Source organism: Kitasatospora sp. NPDC088548 (genome assembly GCF_044753005.1).
GTDB lineage: Bacteria > Actinomycetota > Actinomycetes > Streptomycetales > Streptomycetaceae > Kitasatospora.
Genome location: NZ_JBIVMI010000010.1, coordinates 176,168 through 198,387, shown reverse-complemented (window position 1 = coordinate 198,387; position 22,220 = coordinate 176,168). Strand labels below are relative to the sequence as shown.

Below are 22,220 nucleotides of genomic sequence, written 5' to 3'. Positions count from 1 at the left end.
GGTCAGCTCCCTTCGGAATGGTCGGCCCCGTTGAGGGCGTCCTGGAGTTGCTTCGGGGCGCGGCTGCGCCGGCGCGGGACCGGCGGGAGCTCCTGCCCGGGCAGCGGGGGCACCGGGTACCCGCCCGCCATCGGGTCGAACCGCTCGGCGGGCGGCGCCCCCTCGGCCGCTGTCGCGGCGGGCTCCGGCGGGCGCTTCGCGAAGTCCCGCACCAGGGCGAGCAGCAGGATCGCGGCGACCGGGGCGCCGACGTACAGCACCACCTCGCCGAAGCCGTAGCCCTCGTTGCGCAGGGCCCGGACGCTGGCCACCATCACCAGCCAGACCAGCGAGACCGGGATCAGGACCTTCCAGCCCAGCTTCATGAACTGGTCGTAGCGCAGCCGGGGCAGGGTGCCGCGCAGCCAGATGAAGAAGAAGAGCAGCAGCTGGATCTTCAGAATGATCCAGAGCATCGGCCACCAGCCGTGGTTGGCCCCCTCCCAGAAGGTGGAGACCGGCCAGGGCGCCCGCCAGCCGCCCAGGAAGAGCGTGGAGGCGACGGCCGAGACGGTGACCATGTTGACGTACTCAGCCAGCATGAACATCGCGAACTTCAGCGAGGAGTACTCGGTGTTGAAGCCGCCGACCAGTTCGCCCTCGGCCTCCGGGAGGTCGAACGGCGCCCGGTTGGTCTCGCCGACCATGGAGATGATGTAGACGATGAACGACACCGGCAGCAGCACCGCGAACCAGGTCGGCTGCTGCGAGGAGACGATCTCCGAGGTGGACATCGAACCCGAGTAGATGAACACCGCCGCGAAGGACAGGCCCATCGCGATCTCGTAGCTGATCATCTGCGCGGACGAACGCAGCCCGCCGAGCAGCGGATAGGTCGAGCCGGACGACCAGCCGGCCAGCACGATGCCGTAGATGCCGACCGAGGCGGTGGCCAGGATGTACAGCAGCGCCACCGGGAAGTCGGTCAGCTGCAGCGGGGTCCGGGTGCCGAAGATCGACACCTCGTCGCCGGCCGGGCCGAACGGGATCACCGCGAAGGCCATGAAGGCGGGGATCGCGCAGACGATCGGGGCCAGGATGTAGACGACCTTGTCGGCGCCCTTGACCACCAGGTCTTCCTTCAGCGCCAGCTTCACGCCGTCGGCGAGCGACTGCAGCATGCCCCAGGGGCCGTGCCGGTTGGGCCCGATGCGCAGCTGCATCCAGGCCACCACCTTGCGCTCCCAGACGATCGCGATCAGCACGGTGCCGACCAGGAAGGCGAAGCAGAAGACCGCCTTGAGCAGCACCAGCCACCAGGGGTCGCGGCCGAAGAAGCCCAGGGTCTCGTACGCGGCGAGGTTCACTGCTCCTCCTCGGGGGTCGCGGCGGTGACGGCGGTGGCGCTGTCGGGGGCGCTGTCGGAGACGGTGGCCGCGGCGATGGTGACCAGGTGGCCGACCGTGGTGCCGAGGGTCCGGTAGGCGCCGCCCGGGGTGGAGTTGAGCGGGATCCAGACCGTGCGGTCCGGGATCGAGCCGGTGATCTCCAGCGGCAGGGTGAGCGAGCCGGCCGGCCCGGTCAGCCGCAGGGCCTCGACCGCGCCGACCTCCTTCGCGGTGACCGGGGAGATCCGGGCGACGGCCGCGTGCCGGGTGCCGGCGAGGTGCTGGTCCCCCTGCTGGAGCGAGCCGTTGTCCAGCAGCTGGCGCCAGCCCGCCAGCACCGCCTGGCCGGTGGCCGGCCGGGGCAGCGGCGCGGGGTGCGCGGCGGGGGCCGTCTGGTGGTCGCCGGTCCACGGTGTGAACCGGTCCAGCTCCAGCCGGGCGGCCCGCACGTCGGGCAGGCCGAGCCGGTGGCCCAGCGCGTCCGCCAGCATGTTCAGCACCCGCAGGTCCGGGTGCAGATGACGGCCCATCTGCTGGTCCGGCTTGAGCGCGGCCTCGAACATCCGCACCCGGCCCTCCCAGTCCAGGAAGGTGCCGGCCTTCTCGGCGACCGCGGCGACCGGCAGCACCACATCGGCGTGCGCGGTGACGGCGGACGGGCGGAGCTCCAGCGAGACCAGGAACCGGACGGCGGCCAGCGCCTCCTCGGCCTGCGCCGGATCCGGCAGGTCGTCCGGGTCGACGCCGCCGACCAGCAGCGCGTCCAGGTCGCCGTGGGCGGCGGCCGCGAGGATCTGCGCGGTGTCCCGGCCGACCCGGGTCGGCAGTTCGGCCCCGCCCCAGACGGCGGCGGCCTCGGCGCGGGCGACCGGGGCGTGGACCGGACGGCCGCCGGGCAGCAGCCCGGGCAGTGCGCCGGCCTCGACGGCGCCGCGCTCACCGGCCCGGCGCGAAATCCAGGCCAGCCGGGCGCCGGTCGCGTGCGCGAGGCGCAGCGCGGCGGTGAGCGCACCGGGGACGGCGGCCAGCCGCTCACCGGCCAGGATGACGGCGCCGGGGGTGCGCAGCAGTTCGGCGGCGCGGCCGGCGTCGTCGCCGAGCGGCTCGTCGGCGGCGAGCGCGGTCAGCCACTCGGTCTCGGTGCCCGGGGCGGCGGGCAGCAGCGCGCCGCGCAGTTTGGCCAGGCCCCGGGAGCCGTACGCGGCGACCGAGAACACCTTCAGGCCGCGGGCGCGGTTGGCCTTGCGCAGCCGCAGGAAGACGATCGGCGACTCCTCCTCGGGCTCGAAGCCCGCGAGCAGCACCGCCGGCGCCGCCTCCAGTTCCTCGTACGTCACGCCCGTGCCGTCGACATCGGTACCGCGCCCGGCGACGGCGGCGGCCAGGAAGTCCGCCTCCTCGCCGCTGTGCGGGCGGGCCCGGAAGTCCACGTCGTTGGTGCCGAGCACCACCCGGGCGAACTTGGCGTAGGCGTAGGCGTCCTCGACGGTGCTCCGGCCGCCGGTGAGCACCCCGGCCCGGGTGCCGCGCAGGCCCTCGGCGGCCCTGGCCAGCGCCTCCGGCCAGGAGGCGGGCACGAGTTCACCCGTCGCGGGGTCGCGGACGAGCGGGGTGGTGATCCGGTCCCGCTGCTGGGCGTAGCGGAAGGCGAACCGGCCCTTGTCGCAGTTCCACTCCTCGTTGACCGCCGGGTCATCGCCGGCCAGCCGGCGCAGCACCTTGCCGCGCCGGTGGTCGGTGCGCTGGGCGCAGCCGGAGGAGCAGTGCTCGCAGACGCTCGGCGAGGAGACCAGGTCGAACGGCCGGGAGCGGAAGCGGTAGGCCGCCGAGGTGAGCGCGCCGACCGGACAGATCTGGATGGTGTTGCCGGAGAAGTACGAGTCGAGCGGCTCCGCGTCCCCGATGCCGACCTGCTGGAGCGCGCCGCGCTCGATCAGGTCGATGAACGGGTCCCCGGCGATCTGCTGGGAGAAGCGGGTGCAGCGGGCGCAGAGCACGCAGCGCTCGCGGTCCAGCAGCACCTGGGTGCTGAGCGGGATCGGCTTCTCATAGGTGCGCTTCATCCCCTCGAAGCGGGAGTCGGCGGCGCCGGAGGACATCGCCTGGTTCTGCAGCGGGCACTCGCCGCCCTTGTCGCAGACCGGGCAGTCCAGCGGGTGGTTGATCAGCAGCAGCTCCATCACGCCGCGCTGCGCCTTCTCGGCGACCGGCGAGCTGAGCTGGGTCCGGACCACCATGCCCTCGGCGACCGGGATGGTGCAGGAGGCGACGGGCTTGCGCTGGCCCTCGACCTCGACGATGCACTGCCGGCAGGCGCCGGCCGGGTCGAGCAGCGGGTGGTCGCAGAAGCGCGGGATCTGGGTGCCGATCTGCTCGGCGGCCCGGATCACCAACGTCCCCTTGGGGACCTGCACTTCGACGCCGTCGATGGTGAGCGTGACCAGGTCGACCGCGGCCTTGGAGGTGGATGGCTCTGTGATCGTCACGCGTGCACCTCCCTTTCGGTGGCGGACTGGTGGCCGGAGCGGTGGGCGTCGGCCCAGACGGTGGAGGCGGCCGGGTCGAACGGGCAGCGGCGCTCGGCGAGGTGCTGCTCGTACTCGGCCCGGAAGTACTGGAGCGAGGAGACGATCGGGCTGGCCGCGCCGTCGCCGAGCGCGCAGAAGGACTTGCCGTTGATGTTGTCGGCGATGTCGAGCAGCTTCTCCAGGTCGCCGTCGACGCCCGAGCCGCCCTCGATCCGCTTGAGCAACTGGACCAGCCAGTAGGTGCCTTCGCGGCAGGGCGTGCACTTGCCGCAGGACTCGTGGGCGTAGAACTCGGTCCAGCGGGTGACGGCGCGGACCACGCAGGTGGTCTCGTCGAAGATCTGCAGGGCCTTGGTGCCGAGCATCGAGCCGGCCGCGCCGACGCCCTCGTAGTCGAGCGGGACGTCCAGGTGCTGGTCGGTGAACATCGGGGTGGACGAGCCGCCCGGGGTCCAGAACTTGAGCCGGTGCCCGGGCCGGATGCCGCCGCTGACGTCCAGCAGCTGGCGCAGGGTGATGCCGAGCGGGGCCTCGTACTGGCCGGGGTTGGTGACGTGCCCGGAGAGCGAGTAGAGCGTGAAACCGGGGGACTTCTCGGTGCCCAGGCCCTTGAACCACTCCTTGCCCTTGGCCAGGATCGGCGGCACCGAGGCGATCGACTCGACGTTGTTGACCACCGTCGGGCAGGCGTAGAGGCCGGCGATGGCCGGGAACGGCGGCCGCAGCCGGGGCTGGCCGCGGCGGCCCTCCAGCGAGTCGAGCAGCGCGGTCTCCTCGCCGCAGATGTACGCGCCGGCGCCCGCGTGCACGGTGATGTCGAGGTCGACGCCGGAGCCCATGATGTCCTTGCCGAGCAGCCCGGCCCGGTAGGCCTCGGCGACGGCGGCCTGGATCCGGCGCAGCACCGGGACGACCTCGCCGCGCAGGTAGATGAAGGCGTGGTCGCAGCGGATCGCGTAGGAGGCGATGATCATGCCTTCGATCAGCGCGTGCGGGTTGGCGAACAGCAGCGGGATGTCCTTGCAGGTGCCCGGCTCGGACTCGTCCGCGTTGACCACGAGGTAGTGCGGTTTGCCGTCGTTCTGCGGGATGAACTGCCACTTCAGGCCGGTGGGGAAGCCGGCGCCGCCGCGGCCGCGCAGACCGGAGTCCTTGACCAGGGCGATCACGTCGTCCGGTGCCATCGCGAGGGCGGCCTTCAGGCCCTCGTAGCCGGCGTGGCGGCGGTAGGTGTCGAGCGTCCAGGGCCGGGCGTCGTCCCAGGAGGCGGAGAGTACCGGGGTGAGCAGCTTCTCGGCCGGCTCGGCGGAGGTCATCACGCTTCCGTCCCTTCGTGCCGGGGCGAGACGACCTTGGTGCCGCCGGTGCCGGGCAGGGCCTCGCCCCTGGCCAGACGCAGGCCCGCGAGCGAGGGCGCGCCGCCCGCTCCGGACTCGTCCACGGCACCGGGGCGCTCGTCGGGGAAGCCGGCCAGGATCCGGGCCGACTCCTTGAAGTCGCAGAGCCGGGCGCCGCGGGTGGGGCGGACCTCCCGGCCCGCTCGCAGCTCGTCGACCAGCCGCTTGGCGCTCTCCGGGGTCTGGTTGTCGAAGAACTCCCAGTTGACCATCACCACGGGGGCGTAGTCGCAGGCGGCGTTGCACTCGATGTGCTCGATCGAGATCTCGCCGTCCTCGGTGGTCTCGTTGTTGCGGATCCCGAGGTGCTGCTGGAGCTCCTCGAAGATCTGGTCGCCGCCGAGCACCGCGCAGAGGGTGTTGGTGCAGACCCCGACGTGGTGCTTCCCGGCCGGCCGGCGCCGGTACATGGTGTAGAAGGTGGCGACGGCGGTGACCTCGGCGGTGGTGAGGTCCAACTGCTCGGCACAGAACCGGATGCCGGTCGGGCTGACGAAGCCCTCCTCGGCCTGGACCAGGTGCAGCAGCGGCAGCAGCGCCGACCGGGCCACCGGATAGCGGCCGATCAGCTCCTTCGCGTCGGCGGCCAGCCGGGCGCGTACCTCCTCCGGGTACGGCCCGGCCGGCATCGCCGGCATCCCCAACTGGACGTCTGTCACCGGTCCACGCCTCCCATCACCGGGTCGATCCCGGCCACCGCGACGATCACGTCGGCGACCTGGCCGCCCTCGCACATCGCCGCCATCGACTGCAGATTGGTGAACGACGGGTCCCGGAAGTGGACCCGGTACGGGCGTGTCCCGCCGTCGCTGACCACGTGCACACCCAACTCGCCCTTGGGCGACTCGACCGCCGTGTACGCCTGTCCCACCGGGACCCGGAAGCCCTCGGTGACCAGCTTGAAGTGGTGGATCAGGGCCTCCATCGAGGTGCCCATGATCTTGCGGATGTGGTCGAGCGAGTTACCCACCCCGTCCGGGCCGACGGCCAGTTGGGCGGGCCAGGCGATCTTCTTGTCGGCCACCATGACCGGGCCGGGCCGCAACCGGTCCAGGCACTGCTCGACGATCCGCAGCGACTGCTTCATCTCCTCCAGACGGATCAGGAAGCGGCCGTAGGAGTCGGCGCTGTCGGCGGTCGCCACCTCGAAGTCGTAGTTCTCGTACCCGCAGTAGGGGTCGGACTTGCGCAGGTCGTGCGGCAGGCCGGTGGCCCGCAGGATCGGGCCGGTGGCGCCGAGGGCCAGGCAGCCGGCCAGGTCGAGGAAGCCGACGTCGACCAGGCGGGCCCTGAACACCGGGTTGCCGGTGGCGAGTTTGTCGTACTCGTGCATCCGCGAGCGGATGGTCTTCACCGTTTCGCGGATCTGGTCGACGGCGCCGGGCGGCAGGTCCTGGGCGAGGCCGCCGGGGCGGACGTACGCGTGGTTCATCCGCAGGCCGGTGACCAGTTCGAAGACGTCCAGGATGAGTTCGCGGTCGCGGAAGCCGTAGATCATCAGCGTGGTGGAGCCGATCTCCATGCCGCCGGTGGCCAGGCAGACCAGGTGCGAGGCGATCCGGTTGAGCTCCATCATCAGGACGCGGATGACGGTGGCCCGGTCCGGGATGTCGTCGGTGATGCCGAGCAGCTTCTCGACCGCCAGGCAGTACGCGGTCTCGTTGAACAGCGGGGTCAGGTAGTCCATCCGGGTCACGAAGGTGGTGCCCTGGACCCAGTTGCGGAACTCCATGTTCTTCTCGATGCCGGTGTGGAGGTAGCCGATGCCGCAGCGGGCCTCCTTCACCGTCTCGCCGTCGATCTCCAGGATCAGCCGCAGCACGCCGTGGGTGGACGGGTGCTGGGGGCCCATGTTGACGATGATGCGCTCGTCGTCGGCCCGGCCGACCGCCTCCACCACCTCGCCCCAGTCGCCACCGGTGACGGTGAAGACCCGGCCCTCGGTGGTCTCACGGGCCTCTGCCTCTGCTGCCTCTTCGTAGTGCCGGGTGCTCATCAGCTGTACGACCTCCGCTGGTCGGGCGCCGGGATCTGGGCGCCCTTGTACTCGACGGGGATGCCGCCGAGCGGGTAGTCCTTGCGCTGCGGGTGGCCCAGCCAGTCGTCCGGCATCATGATCCGGGTGAGCGCCGGGTGGCCCTCGAAGACCAGGCCGAAGAAGTCGTAGACCTCGCGCTCGTGCCAGTCGTTGGTCGGGTAGACGCTGACCACCGACGGGACGCGCGGATCGGAGTCCGGCGCGGTGACCTCCAGCCGGATCAGCCGGCCGTGGGTGATCGAGCGCAGGTGGTAGACCGCGTGCAGCTCGCGGCCCTTGTCACCGGGGTAGTGCACGCCGCTCACCCCGAGACAGAGTTCGAAGCGGAGCGCCGGGTCGTCGCGCAGGGTGCGGACGGTCCGCAGCAGGTGCTCGCGGTCGATGTGGAAGGTGAGTTCGCCGCGGTCGACGACGGTCTTCCCGATCACGTCGACCGGGTCGAGGCCCTGTTCCTCCAGGGCGCCCTCCAGTTCGTCCGCGACCTCGTCGAACCAGCCGCCGTACGGGCGCTCGCTCGGGCCGGGCAGCACCACGGGGGCGGTGAGGCCGCCGAAGCCGGAGGTGTCACCGCTGTCCCGGGCGCCGAACATGCCCTGGCGGGTGCCGACCACCTCGACCGGGATCTCCCGGCGGGTGACGGGGACGCCGGCCCCGGTGAGCTCGGCGGACTCGGCGGGTCCGGTGGGCTTGGTCGGCTCGCTCATCGCAGCTGCCCCCGCATCTCGCTCACCGGGGTGGCCCGCAGCGCCAGCGCCTCGCCCAGCTCCTCGGCCCGGCGCCGGTTCACGCCCAGCGGCTCGTGCTGGATCTTGTCGTGCAGCTTCAGGATGGCGTCCATCAGCATCTCCGGGCGGGGCGGACAACCCGGCAGATAGATGTCCACCGGGACGATGTGGTCGACGCCCTGCACGATCGCGTAGTTGTTGAACATCCCGCCCGAGGAGGCGCAGACGCCCATCGAGATGACCCACTTCGGGTTGGCCATCTGGTCGTACACCTGGCGCAGCACCGGGGCCATCTTCTGGCTCACCCGACCCGCCACGATCATCAGATCGGCCTGCCGGGGTGAGCCCCGGAACACCTCCATGCCGAACCGGGCCAGGTCGTAGCGGCCGGCCCCGGTGGTCATCATCTCGATCGCGCAGCAGGCCAGTCCGAAGGTGGCCGGGAAGAGCGACGCCTTGCGCACCCAGCCCGCGGCCGTCTCCACACTGGTGAGCAGAAAGCCGCTCGGCAGCTTCTCCTCGATTCCCATCAGATCCCTCTCAATGCCATCAAGTCCGGTGGTTCGTCCGCCCGTTCAGGCTTGTCCGCCCGTTCACAAAGTCAGCGGCAGCCCCGCGCTCAGTCCCACTCCAGACCGCCGCGCCGCCACACGTAGGCGTAGGCGACGAAGACGGTGGCGATGAACAGGAGCATCTCGACCAGCCCGAAGATCCCCAGGGCGTCGAAACTCACCGCCCATGGGTAGAGGAAGACGATCTCGATGTCGAAGACGATGAAGAGCATCGCCGTCAGGTAGTACTTGATCGGGAACCGACCGCCGCCCACGGGCTGCGGGGTCGGCTCGATGCCGCACTCGTACGCCTCCAACTTGGCCCGGTTGTAGCGCTTGGGGCCGGTCAGTGAGGCCATCACAACGGAACCGACCGCGAACGCCGCCGCGATGGCACCGAGTACGAGGATCGGCGCGTAGGCATTCATAGCCCCCGCTCCCTCCGTCCAGTCGTCCTTGACTGCAGATCGGAACCGACGGGTCACGCTGTGGTGGACCCGCGTTCCGGTTCCCGAGATCCACCCCATGTGAGGCAGTTCACAAAGCCCGGAACGAGCGCATCTTATGCCCGTCGGCTTGTGATCTGCGACACGCAGTTCACGGTGATCTTTGTGATCTACGCCACCCCCAGAATGGTGACGAAAGTGAACATGACCAGAGTTGTCGACCCAAAGAAGTCAAATGATCACAAACAGTCGCATTCATCGGTGAAGCGGCTGGTCGGAGCGGTGCTCCTATATCAACTATGCGCCTTCCAGGGCAAATTTCTGGACGTCATTTTGACGTGTTATAGCGCCTCACCCGCAGGGGTGGCGGCCCTCCGAACGCCCGCTTGACCCTTCGTTCACAAGCGCGCGAACCGCTCCGGCGGGCAGCCGTCGGGGGTGCCGGGGGCCGGTCAGGGGCCGGTCGGGGGCCCGGGGGCCCGGGGGCCGGGCCGGCTACCGACCGCCGGCCACGGGTTCCCGGTCCTCGGCCTGGTCCTCCGCCCGGGCCGCAGCGGGAGCCGGGGCGGGGACGGCGGTGCGGCGGCCCCAGGCGGTGCCGGCCAGCACGAGGACACCGCCGAGCAGAGCGAGCGGGCCGAGGTGGTCACCGGCCAGGGTGATGCCGAAGACGGCGGCCCAGAGCGGCTCGGTGCCCAGCAGCAGACTGACCCGGGACGGCGAGGTCGTCCGCACCGCCCACATCTGCACGAAGAAGGCGAACAGCGTGCAGAGCAGGGCGAGATGCAGCAGCCAGGCCCACTGCGCCGGCCCGTACCCGGCCGCGACCGTCCACGGCGCGGGCCCGGCGAACGGCGCGACGGCGACGAACACCAAGGCGGCGGCGGCGAGTTGGACCCAGGTCACGGCCAGCGAGTCGGTGTCACGAATGGCCCGGATCCGGGACATCGCCAGCACGTGCACCGTCCGCACCAGGGCGGCGCCGAGCACCAGCAGGTCCCCCGCCGAGGGCGGCTTCAGCCCGCCTCCCCCGGTCAGCAACGCCACCCCGAGCACGGAGAGCCCCGCCGCCGCCAGAAAGGCCCGCGGCAGCGGCGTCCGGTTGACGGCGCTCTCCGCCAGCGGCGTGGTCACCATCGTGAGGCTGACGATCAGACCGGCGTTGGTCGCCGAGGTGTGCACCGCGCCGTACGTCTCCAGCAGGAAGATCCCGCCGAGCACCAGCCCCAGCACCGCCCCGCCCAGCCACTCCCGCCGCCCCATCCCCCGCAGCGCCCGCCACGCGAACACCCCGAGCACCGGCAGCACCAGCCCGAACCGCAGCACCAGGACCGCCACCACCGTCCCCGGCTCCGCCACCCGCTGCACCGCCATGAAGCTCGACCCCCACACCACCGCCACCAGCAGCACGGGCACATCACGCAACGGCGACGAGGACGAGAACAGTGAAGCGCGCATGGGCAAGATTCCTCCGAGCAAGAGGCAGGGTGAGCAGCCCGTGCGACATCGAACGGAGCGGCGGACAGAGGCGCGGACAGAGCCGCGGACGGCGGCGCCATCCTTGCCCACCGGCCCTGGCCGATCAAGGCTTTTCCACGCCCTGCCCGGCAGCGCCCCGGGTCGTCCGGCGACAAGCCCTATCGCGGACCACGAGGTGGCGGCAACACGTCCACTGCGGGCAACTGCGAGGAGTTCGGAGTGAGCAAGGCGGATCCGGAAGGCGTCGCGGCGACCGGCCACGACGCCGCGACGCCGGGCGGTGACCGAGGTACGGCTGACCGCCTTCAAGACCTTCCACGACGCCGTGCTGCCGCTGACCCCGCTCACCCTGCTCATCGGCCGCAACAGCAGCGGCAAGTCGAACGCGCTGGACGCCCTGGAGGTGCTCTCGCGACTCGCGCAGGGTGAGGACATCCGCGACGCCCTGGACAGCCGGCGGCGCGACGCGGGCCCGGTTCGGGGAGGGCTGGAAGGCTGCCCCCCGCACAGCGAGGACGTCTTCACCCTGGGCTGCACGGTCAGCACGCCATGGAGCCTGCCCGCCACGCTCGATGTCACGATCCAGGTCCGGCCGGACATCCGCATCGTCCACGAGCAGCTCAGCGGGGCCGATCACCGGGGTGTCGTGGTCTGCGACCGTGACCCGGCCACCGGGGCCGGCCGCCTGCGTCCACTCCCCGAACTGGCCGGCTACGCCGCCGCCATGGCCGAGGGAAAGCTCGGCGACGTGGTGACCCGGGGCATCCTGGACGCGGCCGAAAGCCCCCGCGACTACTCCGACTTCGACCGTCTTCTCGGGATCGGCTGACCTGTGGCCCGCTTGGTGACCTTCGTCGACACTTCCGTCCTCCGCAACATCCTGGAGATCCCGAAGACGCTCGACCACCAGCTGGACTCCTACAACTGAGCTCCTTCCACTGGCGGGGCCCGGCGCTCAGGGGGGTGAGCGGCCCGTGGGCCTTCGGCGGCGGCCTCGATGTCGGCCGGGGTGCCGGACTCCACTCGAAATGCGACTGGAGTCGCATTAGGATGAGGATGGCGCGGCGGCACCGCCGGAGCAAGCGCTGACGCGACAGGAGTCCACTTTGAGCGACCGCGCCCCCCAGCCGGGCCACGCCCAGCCCGAGCCCCCCAGGGCCCCGACCCCCCGCCCCGGTGGCCGCAGCGCCCGGGTGCGGGCGGACGTGGTCGCCGCCACCCTCGCCGAGGTCACCGCCAGGGGGTACGACGGGCTGACCGTCGACGCGGTCGCCGCCCGCTCCGGTGTGCACAAGGCGACGCTGTACCGCCGCTGGGGCGGGGTGGACGGGCTGGTCGCGGACGCCCTCACCGCCTCGGCCGACCAGGTCTGGCCGCTGCCGGACACCGGGGACCTCGGGCAGGACCTGCGCCGCATCACCCGCGAGGTGTTCGCCGTCTTCACCGATCCGGAGCTGGGTTCCACCCCCACCGCCCTGATCACCGCCGCCCAGCGCTCCGACGCCGGCGCCGCCGCCCTGCGCGCCTTCTTCGCCGCCCGCCACCAGCAGGCCGCCGCCGTGGCCGAACGAGCCGTCACCCGCGGCGAGTTGCCCCCCGGCACGGACGGCGCCGAGGTGGTCAGGGCGGCGACCGCGCCGCTCTACTACCGGCTGTTCGTGACCGGCGAGCCACTGGATGCCCGGGCCGCCGAGCGGGCCGCCGACGCCGCGGCACTGGCCGCCCGCGCCGGGCTGTTCGCGCCGACGGGCGACTGACGTCTACCGGATCCCCACGACGGCATGGATGATGTCGCCATGACAACGCTGCCGCCCACCACCCCCCGGAAGGCCCGTCACGTGAAGCGCGAACACTGGGCGCTGCTCGCCACCGCCACCGTCCTCCCGCTCGCCGCGACCACCGGCACCGCCGCCGCGGACACCCCGCCGCCCGCGCCCCCGGCCACCACCTGCACGTACACCCCGGCCGTGCCCGCCGACAACTTCAAGGGCATCCCGGTCTTCGACGCCGAGAAGGCCGCCAAGCCCTACAGCGCGACCCTGAGGACCAGTCAGGGCGCCATCACCTTCCAGGCCCTGACCGGCCAGGCACCCTGCACCACCTTCTCGTTCCGCTTCCTCGCCGAGCACGACTACTTCGACCGCAGCCACTGCCACCGCCTGACCACCCAGCGGATCTTCGTCCTGCAGTGCGGCGACCCGACCGGCACCGGCAGCGGCGGCCCCGGCTACTCCTTCCCGGACGAGAACCTCACCGGCGCGACCTACCCCGCCGGCACCGTCGCGATGGCCAACGCGGGCCCGGACACCAACGGCAGCCAGTTCTTCTTCGTCTGGAAGGACACCAGGCTCTCCCCCGCCTACACGCCCTTCGGCCGGGTCACCGCCGGCCTGGACGTGCTGCAGAAGATCGCGGCGGGCGGCGAGGACGACCAGAACAGCCCCGGCGACGGCTTCCCCACCCTTCCGGTGAACATCCGCAACGTGAAGATCGCCAAGTGAGAACCGGCCAGTGAGAACCGGCCAGTGAGGACCGCCGGGTGAGAACCGGCAGCCGCCGAGCGGGCCCGTCACCCCGCTGCCGTACGGTGGACACCCGCCATCGAGACCCGCCATCGACACCGTACGGGAGCAGCGCCGCATGGACAGCAGGATCTGGGAGAGCGTCGACGAGCTCGTCGCCTGGCTGGACGCGGAGAGCGCGGCCTCCCCGCAGGAGGAGCGCCTGCTGCGCATCCTCAAGCTCTCCGAGGAGGTCGGCGAGGTCGGCGCCGCGGTGATCGGCGCCACCGGCCAGAACCCGCGCAAGGGTGTCACCCACAGCTGGGAGGACGTTCAGCACGAGCTCTGCGACGTGGTCTTCACCGCCCTCGTCGCCCTGCGCACCCTCACCCCGGACGCCGCCCGCGTCTTCGCCGAACGGCTGGCCTACGTCGAGCGGCGCTCGACCGCCGGCCGCCGGCCGCCCGAGGAGAAGAAGGGCCCCGAGTAGGGCACCCCGCCGCGCCCGGAGTCACCCCCGCCGGCCGCCCGCCGCCACCGTCTCGTCCCCGGCCCGCAGCCGGGCCGCGAGGTCGCGCACGTCCTCGTACGAGGTGGGCGCGGCGCGCAGGCCCAGCTCCTCGTGCACGGCACTGGTGATCTTGGAGAGCCCGCGTTTGAGGTGGCTGCCCGGGATGGACGGCTCGGCGGGCCGGTGCGCGCTCAACTGGTCGGCGGCCTGGTGCAGTTGCTCCAGACTGAAGCGGCCGCGGTTGATCCACCGGGGCAGCGACGAGGTGACCTGGTAGGCCCAGTGCCGGCGGCAGGCCTCTTCGAGGAGGTCGCGGACGGCCTCGACGCGCTTCCGGCTGAGCCCGTTGCTGGTGTACCGGAACTGGTCGCGGTTGAGGTTGAGCAGCTGGTTGTCCTGACCGGTCACCTGGAGGCCGTGCAACTCGTCGACGGTGGCCCGCCGTTCGTCCGGGGCGCGGCGGGTGAGCCGGTAGCGGCCGGACTTGATGGTCAGGATGTGCGCGCCGTGCTCTTCGAGGAAGGAGAGCCAGCGCAGTGAGAAGTTGATCGGCTCACCGGGAACGCCCACGATGATGAAGACGTGGACCTGGATCCCGGCGTTGTACAGGTTCTCAGGATGCGGCCGTAGTTCGCCGGGTGGTTCCAGGGCTTGGCCTCCTGCCGCAGGGTCTGCGGATCGAGCGACTCCAGGCCGAGCTGCACCGCCCGGCAGCCGGCCTGGGCGAGCGCCTCGCAGTTCCTCGGGTCGAGCAGCTGGTCCCCGGCGGTCGGATAGCACTGCCAGGTGGCGCGGTGCCCGATGCGGGCGAGTTCCCGGCCGATCCTGATCTGCCGGGGGATGGTGAGGTACTCGTCGACGAAGTCGACACGCTCGACGCCGAGCGCGGCGATGTGCTCCGCGACGCGGCGCTCGGACATCACCCGGGGCTTGCCCAGGAAGGTGTCGCTGCCCGCGGCGATGGAGCAGAAGCCGCACCGCATCGGGCAGTTGGACATCGTGTGGAGCGGCGGCACGAAGTCCGGGCTCCACTGCCGGATCTCCCGGTCGAAGACGGGCGTGGGCAGCGACTCGTAGTCGGTCGGGGCGGGCGTGCGGTGGTTGACCCGTACGGTGCCGCGGTCGCGCCAGATCACCCCGGGCACGGTCGCCGGCGGGCCGGCCGGGGTGGCGGAACTGGCAGACGCGCTCGATCCCTGTGGTCGAGCGTCCCCCAGGGGGCGTGAGGGTTCGAAACCTTCCCCCGGCACCAGGGCCCCGCGCACACGCCGGAGGCGCCGGCGAAGCACCCCCGGCGCCCCGGGCACACCCGTCACCCGGCTGCGCGCCCGCCGTCCCGGACAGCGTGGAGGACGGCTCGGCGGCCGACAACGAGGCGCTCCGCGCACCCGCCCAGCGGTCAGGCGTTCGGCGCGACCTTCGCGAGGCCGTTGATGATGCGGTCCATGGCGTCGCCGCCCTGCGGGTCGGTGAGGTTGGCGAGCATCTTGAGGACGAACTTCATCAGGACGGGGTGGGTGAGCCCGCGCTGGGTGGCGAGCTGCATCACCTTGGGGTTGCCGATCATCTTCACGAAGCCGCGGCCGAGCGTGTAGTACCCGCCGTAGACGTCCTTGAGGATGCGCGGGTACGCCTGGAGGGCGCGCTCGCGGCCGGTCGGGGTGACCCGGGCGTGGGCCTGGACGATGACGCCGGCCGCGATCTGGCCGGATTCCATCGCGTAGGCGATGCCCTCGCCGTTGAACGGGTTGACCATGCCGGCGGCGTCACCGACGAGCAGCAGGCCCCGGGTGTAGTGCGGCTGCCGGTTGAAGGCCATCGGCAGGGCGGCGCCGCGGATCGGGTCGGTCATGTTCTCGGGGGTGTAGCCCCACTCCCCGGGCATGCTCGCGCACCAGGCCTTGAGCACCTCGCGCCAGTCCAGCTCGCCGAAGGCGGGCGAGGAGTTGAGGATGCCGAGGCCGACGTTGGAGGTGCCGTCGCCCATGCCGAAGATCCAGCCGTAGCCGGGCAGCAGCTTGCGCTGGCCGTCCCGGGTGTCCCACAGCTCCAGCCAGGACTCCAGGTAGTCGTCGTCGTGGCGCGGGGAGGTGAAGTACGTCCGGTAGGCGACGCCCATCGGGCGGTCCTCGCGGCGGTGCAGGCCCATGGCGAGCGAGAGCCGGGTGGAGTTGCCGTCGGCGGCGACGACCAGCGGCGCCCGGAAGGTGACCGGCCGCTTCTCCTCGCCGAGCTTGGCGGTGACGCCGACGATCCGGCCGGTGCGGTCGTCGAGCACCGGGCCGCTGACGTTGCAGCGCTCGTACAGCCGGGCGCCGGCCTTCACGGCCTGACGGGCCAGCAGCTCGTCGAAGTCGGCCCGCTTGCGGACCAGTCCGTAGTCGGGGAAGGCGGACAGCTCCGGCCAGTCCAGCTCCAGCCGGACACCGCCGCCGATGATCCGCAGGCCCTTGTTGTGCAGCCAGCCGTTCTCGGTCGAGACGTCGATGCCCATGTCGACCAGCTGCTTGGTGGCACGCGGGGTCAGGCCGTCGCCGCAGACCTTCTCGCGCGGGAACGCGGTCTTCTCCAGCAGCAGCACGTCCAGGCCGGCCTGGGCGAGGTAGTACGCGGTGGTGGCACCGGCGGGGCCCGCGCCGACCACGATGACATCGGCCGTGCTCTCGACGGTCCCCGTGCTCAGGTCGCTGAGGTCGACTGCGGTCTCGGACACGGTGGGCACTCTCCTGGAGCTGCGGCTGGGGGACGGCGGCGTTGTCCCCGGCAGTCTAGTTGCCGCCCCCGGCACGGGATCCGAGGGCGGTACCGAAGCCCGGCCGGCCCAGCCGTGCATAGTGCGTGCACCATGCACATGAACCCCCCGTGGTTACCATGAATGCGGACGTCGCAGGGAGAAACAGCCGCCCGGAGGCACGCGTGAGGGACCATCTGGACGACATCGAACGGGAGCTGATGCTCGTCGGACGCCACCACGCGATGGCCGGCGGGCGCGGCGGCGGGGAGCTGGAGCGCTCCGCCTATCTGCTGCTCTCCCGGATCGAGACGCAGGGGCCGATGTCGATCGGGCAGCTCGCGGAGGCGTTCCAGCTGGACACCTCCACCGTCAACCGGCAGGCGGCCGCGATGCTGCGCGCGGACGTGGTGAAGCGGATCCCGGACCCGGACGGCGGGATGGCCCGCAAGTTCGCCATCACCCCGGCCGGCGCCGAGGCGCTGGCGGCGGACCGCCGCCGTCACCAGGAGGGGCTCGGCCGCGTCCTGGCGGACTGGACGGACGCCGAGGTCGCGGTCCTGGCCGAGTCGCTGACCCGGCTCAACCGCTCGATCGAGGCCCTCCAGGGCGTGGTCTGGCCGCGCGGCTGACCCGGGGGGTGCCGGACACCCCCCGGCCCGCGCGGCCGGAGCACGGCGTTACGCGACCTTGTACGCGCGGTGCAGCGCGACGATCCCGCCGGTGAGGTTGCGCCAGGCGGCCTTGGACCAGCCGGCCTCCTGCAGCTTCGCCGCCAGCGCGGGCTGGTCGGGCCAGGCCCGGATGGACTCGGCGAGGTAGACGTAGGCGTCCGGGTTGCTGCTGACCGCGGTGGCGACCGGCGGCAGGGCGCGCATCAGGTACTCGGTGTAGACCGTCCGCAGCGGCGTCCAGGTTGGGGTGGAGAACTCGCAGATCACCAGCTTGCCGCCGGGCTTGGTGACCCGGAACAGCTCGCGCAGCGCGGCGTCGGTGTCCTGGACGTTGCGCAGCGCGAAGGAGATCGTCACCGAGTCGAAGGTGTCGTCGGCGAACGGCAGGCTGGTGGCGTCCCCGGCGGTCAGCGGCAGCTCGGGGTGGCGGCGCTTGCCCTCGGCCAGCATGCCGACCGAGAAGTCGCACGGGACGACCTTGGCGCCGGCCTCCTGGAAGGGCAGCGAGGAGGTGCCGGTGCCGGCTCCGAGGTCGAGCACGAGGTCCCCCGGTCCGGCGGCCACTGCCTCGGCCACCGCCCGCCGCCAGGCGCGGGCCTGGCCGAGGGAGAGCACGTCGTTGGTGCGGTCGTACTTGGCCGCGACGTCGTCGAACATGGCGGCGACTTCGTGCGGTTGCTTGTCCAGAGAGGCTCGGGTCACTCCCCCATTGTTCACCCTGGCCCCGACAGGCCGGGCAAGGGGGCACGCCGACCCGGGCCGGGGCGGCGCCGACGGCCTCAGTGCAGGGCGCGCCGCCCGCCGGAGCGGCGCCGTCGGCGCGAGCGCTTGCCGTGCGTTATCGCCGGCATCCCGTCGGCCAGCGCGTCGGTCGCCAGGGCCATGGTGCTGGCGATCCGGCCCTGGCCGCCGCGGAGGGCGAGCGCCCGGTGGTGCCGGCGGATGCGCACGACGCAGACGACGAAGAGCACCACGGCCACCGGCACACTGAACCGGGCCAGTCCGACGCCGACCGGCTGCGGGTAGGTGTCGCCGCAGATCCGGACGGCGCCCGGGTCGTCGGCGGCGTGCTCCAGGCAGACCGCGTCACCCACCCTGGCCCCGTCCGCGACCGGCAGCCCGGCGGCGGTGTGCGGCTGGCCGACGGCCCGGTAGCTGACGCTGCTGTAGGAGCCGCCGCCGGTGGGCAGCTGGGTGACGACCCCCTCGACTCTCACCGGGTTGGCGCCGATCTTGTCCGCCTGGTCGGCCTGACGCCAGCCGAGAAGGCACATGCCGACGGCCAGCACGGCGCTGAGCACGGCGGCGAGGTACCAGCCACGGCCCATCCGCGGGGATCGCGGCGGGGGGACGGTCGCGGATCGCATGGTTCCTGTCCTGGCTTGCCGTCGGGGCCTGGCACGGGGCCCCGCCACCCGCGGGGGCGGGCGGTACGTGGTGAGGGTACGGAGTGAGCTGTCCGGGATCGTATCCGCTGGCGGGCCCTCAGGTCACGGCGAAGGGTGAATCAGACCATCCACCCGGCACCGGAGTTCGACGGCACACGAAGGAAGTCCCTTGCCCCGTACGCACATCCGACTACCGGCGAGTAGAATGCCGGGCTCAGCGCCGCCGGTACACCAGTCGCCCGGCCAGGACGGTGGCCAGGCAGCCGCCGGGCAGCGGGCCCGCGCCACCGGGGGCGAACACCGCGAAGTCCGCCCGGCCCCCGGCCCCCAGCGGGCCGTGCACGGCCGCCGCGAGCGGCAGGACGGCCAGCGGGTCCAGCGGGCCCTCGGCACCCTCGCCGGGCAGCGCGGTGAGCCCCGAGCGGGCCACCGCGGTCCGGACCGCGGCCCGTTCGAACGGCCCGGCCACCGCCGTCACGCCGAACCCGAGCATCCGTTGCAGCCCGCGCCGGGCGCTCGCGCCGCACGCCGTCTCGTCCGTCGCGTCCGTCACGCCCCCGGGCACCGGCTCACTGCCCGCGTTCTCCCGCGGGTCGGGGTGGTACGCGCGCTCCAGCAGCCAGTGCCCGTACGGGTTGCGCAGGCCGGGGGTGAGCAGGCCCTCCCCCCAGTCGCGCAGCCGGGCCGCCGGGTGGGCGGCCGCCAGCCCGGCGTACGGACCGAGCGCCTCGATCAGCTCGCCGCGCACCAGCACCGCCCCGTCGGCGACGGACGGGGCGGTGGGGTCGGCCGGATCGGGCAGCAGCAGGGCCGCCCGGTGGAGGGTGAGCACGGTCGGGAGCGCTCAGCCGTTGTCGAGGATCTTCAGCTCGGGGTGCGCGGTGCCGCCCTCGATCGCGGTGGAGGCGATGTGCGAGGCGACCCGCGGGTCGACCGGGTCGTTCGCCGGGTCGTCCAGCACCCGCAGGTGCTCGTACGTGGTGGAGCGCTGGGCGGGCACCCGGCCGGCGGCCCGGATCAGGTGGATCAGCTCGGTGAGGTTGGAGCGGTGCTTGGCGCCGGCCGCCGAGACCACGTTCTCCTCCAGCATGACCGAGCCGAGGTCGTCCGCGCCGTAGTGCAGCGACAGCTGGCCGGCCTCCTTGCCGGTGGTCAGCCAGGAGCCCTGGATGTGCGCCACGTTGTCGAGGAAGAGCCGGGCGATGGCGATCATCCGCAGGTACTCGAAGACGGTCGCCTGGGTCGAACCCTTGAGGTGGTTGTTCTGCGGCTGGTAGGTGTACGGGATGAAGGCCCGGAAGCCGCCGGTGCGGTCCTGCACGTCGCGGATCATCCGCAGGTGCTCGATCCGCTCGGCGTTGGTCTCGCCGGTGCCCATCAGCATGGTGGAGGTGGACTCCACGCCGAGGCCGTGCGCCGCCTCCATGATCTCCAGCCAGCGCTCGCCGGACTCCTTGAGCGGCGCGATCGCCTTCCGCGGCCGCTCCGGCAGCAGCTCGGCGCCGGCGCCCGCGAAGGAGTCCAGGCCCGCCTTGTGGATCCGGGTGATGGCCTCCTCGACCGACACCCCGGAGATCCTGGCCATGTGGTCGACCTCGGACGCGCCCAGCGAGTGGATCACCAGCTGCGGGAACTCCGCCTTGATCGCCGAGAAGGCGCGCTCGTAGTACTCCACGCCGTAGTCCGGGTGGTGCCCGCCCTGGAACATGATCTGGGTGCCGCCCAGCTCGACCGTCTCCGCGCAGCGGCGCAGGATCTCGTCGAGGTCGCGGGACCAGCCCTTGTCGCTCTTCGGCGGCACGTAGAAGGCGCAGAACTTGCACGCCGTCACGCAGACGTTGGTGTAGTTGATGTTGCGCTCGATGATGTACGTCGCGATGTGCTCGGTACCGGCGTAGCGGCGGCGGCGCACCGTGTCGGCCGCCGAGCCGAGCGCGTGCAGCGGCGCCGAGCGGTACAGCTCCAGCGCCTCCTCCGGGCTGATCCGGCCCCCGGCCGCGGCCCGGTCGAGCACGGCCTGCAGGTCGGTGCTGGGCGCATCGAGGGTGGTCGCTGCGAGCTCGGACACCTGGCGGCCTTCTCTCTCTCGGGTACTGCTGCGTGGTTCTCGGTACGCCCTGCTCAGCACGGCGTACCGGTACGGCCGAACCAGCCTACGCCAGCGTCCGCGCGCCCCCGCGTCAGCCCGCTTTCCGCAGCGTTCCGGACGGGTTCCCGGCGGCCGGGTCGTCCGAGGTGAACCGGATCGTGCCGTCCTTCTGGAGGGTGAGCGTCTCCGCGTTCGACCCGCCGGTGCACGCCCCGGGCAGCGAGGAACGGACCAGCCGGGAGACGAAGACCAGCTTCTCCGGCGAGGCCGAGCGGAGCGTCCAGGACCCTTCGCAGCTGACCGGGATCAGGCCGGTGGCGGCGTTGCGGCTGGTGGTGTTCGCCTGCCCGAGCGCGGCCGGGCCGATGGTGAGCGTGGTGGTGCCGGCCGGCAGCCCCTTCTCGGTGGTCATGTCGCCGCTCCAGGTGCCGACGAAGGCCGCCGGGACGACGCTCGGGCCGGCGGCCGTGCCGGGCGGCGGCTGGGTGACGGTCGTGGTGGTGGAGGAGGTCGTCGTCGAGGTCGACGCCGTCACCGAGATGTCCACGGAGGAGGAGGAAGAGGAGGTGGTCTCGGCGGTGGCGGTGGCGTCGGGCTGCTCCAGCCCCCGGTAGACCTGGTGGCCGAGGACGGCGGCCACGGCCGCGAGGACCAGGCCGCCCACCAGCCCGGCGATCCAGCGCCGGCCGCCGGGCTCCGCCGTCCGGCCGGGCTCCGCCGCCGGCACCAGCGTCGGCGTCCGGTCCACCGGCCGGGCGTCCTCCGGCGGCACGGTGAGCGGCGCGGCCGGCGGCGCCCCGGCCGTGTCCGGGCCGGTCTCCCCCTCCAGGTCGAGCAGCCGGACGGCGCCGCGCCCGACCTCCTCCGCCAGCCCGGGCGGCAGCCAGCCGCCCCGGGCCAGCCGCCCGGCGGCCGCGCCGTCGGCGTCCAGCCACTGGAGCAGACCGCGCGGGGTGGGCCGGTCGGCCGGGTCCTTGGCCAGGCAGGCGGCGACGACCGGACGCAGCGCGGGGCCCAGCCCGGCGAGGTCGGGCTCCTCGTGCAGCACCCGGTAGAGCAGCACCGCCACACTCACCCCCTCGCCGAACGGCGGTACGCCGGTGGCGGCGTAGGCGAGCACCGCGCCGAGCGAGAAGACGTCGCTCGGCGGCCCGGCGGGCCGGCCCTCCGCCTGCTCCGGCGACATGAAGCCGGGCGAGCCGACCACATAACCGGACTGGGTGACGCCGCTGGTGGCGTCCAGCGCGCGGGCGATGCCGAAGTCGATCAGGCGCGGCCCGTCCAGGGTGAGCAGCACATTGGACGGCTTGACGTCCCGGTGCACCAGCCCGAGCGCGTGGACGTGCGCCAGCGCCTCGGCCAGCCCGACGCCGAGGCTGCGCACGGCCGGTTCGGGGAGCCGCCCGACCGCCCGGACGGCCTCGCCGAGGGCCGGCCCGGCGACGTACCCGGTGGCGACCCAGGGGTGCTCGCCCTCGGTGTCGGCGTCCAGGACGGGCGCCGTCCAGGCGCCGCCGACCCGGCGGGCCGCGGCGACCTCCTGCCGGAACCGGGCCCGGAACTCGGCGTCCTCGGCCAGTTCGCCGCGGACCAGCTTGACGGCGACCGTGCGGCCGCCGGCCGTCCGGCCGAGGTAGACCCGGCCCATCCCGCCCGCCCCGAGCCGCCGCAGCAGCCGGTACTCGCCCACCTGGCGCGGATCCTCCGACCCCAGTGCCTGCATCCCGCACGCTCCCCTCGCCGCCCGCCCAGGACGTCCGGCACGTCCGGCCCGCCCGGGACCAGCACCGTACCG

General features: G+C 72.5%; 22 protein-coding genes and 1 tRNA gene. 6 read left to right on the top strand and 17 right to left on the bottom strand.

Translation table 11 applies throughout. The features are described 5' to 3' along the window. Positions 1–2: 2 nt before the first annotated feature. From nuoH to ACIP82_RS15730, 9 genes are all read right to left on the bottom strand, one after another. On the bottom strand, positions 3–1,346 hold the full coding sequence (nuoH, locus tag ACIP82_RS15770) for an NADH-quinone oxidoreductase subunit NuoH (RefSeq protein ID WP_363607829.1): 1,344 nt from the start codon (positions 1,344–1,346) through the stop codon (positions 3–5). After that, positions 1,343–3,853, bottom strand: coding sequence for an NADH-quinone oxidoreductase subunit G (locus ACIP82_RS15765; protein ID WP_400653737.1), 2,511 nt, complete (start codon positions 3,851–3,853; stop codon positions 1,343–1,345). The genes nuoH and ACIP82_RS15765 overlap by 4 nt, the downstream gene beginning before the upstream one ends. Beyond that, on the bottom strand, positions 3,850–5,211 hold the full coding sequence (gene nuoF / locus ACIP82_RS15760) for an NADH-quinone oxidoreductase subunit NuoF (protein ID WP_363607831.1): 1,362 nt from the start codon (positions 5,209–5,211) through the stop codon (positions 3,850–3,852). The genes ACIP82_RS15765 and nuoF overlap by 4 nt, the downstream gene beginning before the upstream one ends. Next, positions 5,211–5,930 (bottom strand): NADH-quinone oxidoreductase subunit NuoE, encoded by a 720-nt coding sequence (gene nuoE, locus ACIP82_RS15755; RefSeq protein WP_400653771.1) that lies wholly within the window; start codon positions 5,928–5,930, stop codon positions 5,211–5,213. Before nuoE ends, nuoF begins: the two co-directional genes overlap by 1 nt. 17 nt (positions 5,931–5,947) lie before the next feature. Further along, positions 5,948–7,288, bottom strand: a complete 1,341-nt coding sequence (locus ACIP82_RS15750) for an NADH-quinone oxidoreductase subunit D (RefSeq protein ID WP_363607833.1) — start codon at positions 7,286–7,288, stop codon at positions 5,948–5,950. Beyond that, positions 7,288–8,034, bottom strand: a complete 747-nt coding sequence (locus ACIP82_RS15745; RefSeq protein ID WP_400653736.1) for an NADH-quinone oxidoreductase subunit C — start codon at positions 8,032–8,034, stop codon at positions 7,288–7,290. Before ACIP82_RS15745 ends, ACIP82_RS15750 begins: the two co-directional genes overlap by 1 nt. Continuing rightward, a complete protein-coding gene (locus ACIP82_RS15740; protein ID WP_363607835.1) occupies positions 8,031–8,585 on the bottom strand; it encodes an NADH-quinone oxidoreductase subunit B family protein in 555 nt (184 codons plus the stop codon). Before ACIP82_RS15740 ends, ACIP82_RS15745 begins: the two co-directional genes overlap by 4 nt. 89 nt (positions 8,586–8,674) lie before the next feature. After that, complete coding sequence (locus ACIP82_RS15735; protein ID WP_014137597.1) at positions 8,675–9,034, bottom strand: NADH-quinone oxidoreductase subunit A; 360 nt, start codon at positions 9,032–9,034, stop codon at positions 8,675–8,677. 513 nt (positions 9,035–9,547) lie between these two features. Then, positions 9,548–10,510 (bottom strand): DMT family transporter, encoded by a 963-nt coding sequence (locus ACIP82_RS15730; protein WP_400653735.1) that lies wholly within the window; start codon positions 10,508–10,510, stop codon positions 9,548–9,550. 301 nt (positions 10,511–10,811) lie between these two features. Between ACIP82_RS15730 and ACIP82_RS15725 the strand changes: the two genes are divergently transcribed. The 4 genes from ACIP82_RS15725 to ACIP82_RS15710 all read left to right on the top strand — a co-directional run bounded on the left by ACIP82_RS15725 (position 10,812) and on the right by ACIP82_RS15710 (position 13,522). Next, positions 10,812–11,360 carry an AAA family ATPase gene (locus ACIP82_RS15725; RefSeq protein ID WP_400653734.1) on the top strand — a complete coding sequence of 183 codons (549 nt, stop codon included), beginning with the start codon at positions 10,812–10,814 and terminating at the stop codon, positions 11,358–11,360. 277 nt (positions 11,361–11,637) lie between these two features. Continuing rightward, a complete protein-coding gene (locus ACIP82_RS15720) occupies positions 11,638–12,288 on the top strand; it encodes a TetR/AcrR family transcriptional regulator (protein WP_400653733.1) in 651 nt (216 codons plus the stop codon). Positions 12,289–12,327: 39 nt separating this feature from the next. Next, positions 12,328–13,032, top strand: coding sequence for a peptidylprolyl isomerase (locus tag ACIP82_RS15715; RefSeq protein WP_400653732.1), 705 nt, complete (start codon positions 12,328–12,330; stop codon positions 13,030–13,032). 139 nt (positions 13,033–13,171) lie between these two features. Continuing rightward, positions 13,172–13,522, top strand: coding sequence for a MazG-like family protein (locus tag ACIP82_RS15710; protein WP_400653731.1), 351 nt, complete (start codon positions 13,172–13,174; stop codon positions 13,520–13,522). Positions 13,523–13,543: 21 nt separating this feature from the next. On the opposite strand, the gene ACIP82_RS15705 is transcribed toward ACIP82_RS15710, so the two are convergent. Then, entirely contained in the window at positions 13,544–14,113 is a 570-nt protein-coding gene (locus tag ACIP82_RS15705) for a hypothetical protein (protein WP_363607842.1), read from the bottom strand. After that, complete coding sequence (locus tag ACIP82_RS15700; RefSeq protein ID WP_400653730.1) at positions 14,035–14,679, bottom strand: radical SAM protein; 645 nt, start codon at positions 14,677–14,679, stop codon at positions 14,035–14,037. Before ACIP82_RS15700 ends, ACIP82_RS15705 begins: the two co-directional genes overlap by 79 nt. Before the next feature lie 25 nt (positions 14,680–14,704). Here ACIP82_RS15700 and ACIP82_RS15695 point away from each other — a divergent pair. Then, positions 14,705–14,795: transfer RNA gene (locus ACIP82_RS15695), tRNA-OTHER, on the top strand. Positions 14,796–14,942: 147 nt separating this feature from the next. Here ACIP82_RS15695 and ACIP82_RS15690 read toward each other — a convergent pair. Beyond that, on the bottom strand, positions 14,943–16,256 hold the full coding sequence (locus tag ACIP82_RS15690) for a geranylgeranyl reductase family protein (RefSeq protein ID WP_363607844.1): 1,314 nt from the start codon (positions 16,254–16,256) through the stop codon (positions 14,943–14,945). A 239-nt stretch (positions 16,257–16,495) separates the two neighbouring features. On the opposite strand from ACIP82_RS15690, the gene ACIP82_RS15685 reads away from it, so the two are divergent. Then, positions 16,496–16,906, top strand: a complete 411-nt coding sequence (locus ACIP82_RS15685; RefSeq protein WP_400653770.1) for a MarR family transcriptional regulator — start codon at positions 16,496–16,498, stop codon at positions 16,904–16,906. A gap of 48 nt (positions 16,907–16,954) precedes the next feature. Here ACIP82_RS15685 and ACIP82_RS15680 read toward each other — a convergent pair whose 3' ends face one another. The 5 genes from ACIP82_RS15680 to ACIP82_RS15660 form a co-directional block, all read right to left on the bottom strand. Next, positions 16,955–17,650 carry a demethylmenaquinone methyltransferase gene (locus ACIP82_RS15680; protein WP_363607846.1) on the bottom strand — a complete coding sequence of 232 codons (696 nt, stop codon included), beginning with the start codon at positions 17,648–17,650 and terminating at the stop codon, positions 16,955–16,957. A 77-nt stretch (positions 17,651–17,727) separates the two neighbouring features. Continuing rightward, a complete protein-coding gene (locus ACIP82_RS15675) occupies positions 17,728–18,315 on the bottom strand; it encodes a hypothetical protein (protein WP_363607847.1) in 588 nt (195 codons plus the stop codon). A 235-nt stretch (positions 18,316–18,550) separates the two neighbouring features. Further along, positions 18,551–19,168, bottom strand: coding sequence for an imidazolonepropionase-like domain-containing protein (locus ACIP82_RS15670; RefSeq protein ID WP_363607848.1), 618 nt, complete (start codon positions 19,166–19,168; stop codon positions 18,551–18,553). Positions 19,169–19,180: 12 nt separating this feature from the next. Continuing rightward, a complete protein-coding gene (gene mqnC / locus ACIP82_RS15665; RefSeq protein ID WP_363607849.1) occupies positions 19,181–20,404 on the bottom strand; it encodes a cyclic dehypoxanthinyl futalosine synthase in 1,224 nt (407 codons plus the stop codon). A 112-nt stretch (positions 20,405–20,516) separates the two neighbouring features. Further along, positions 20,517–22,148 (bottom strand): serine/threonine-protein kinase, encoded by a 1,632-nt coding sequence (locus tag ACIP82_RS15660; protein ID WP_400653729.1) that lies wholly within the window; start codon positions 22,146–22,148, stop codon positions 20,517–20,519. Positions 22,149–22,220 lie beyond the last annotated feature (72 nt).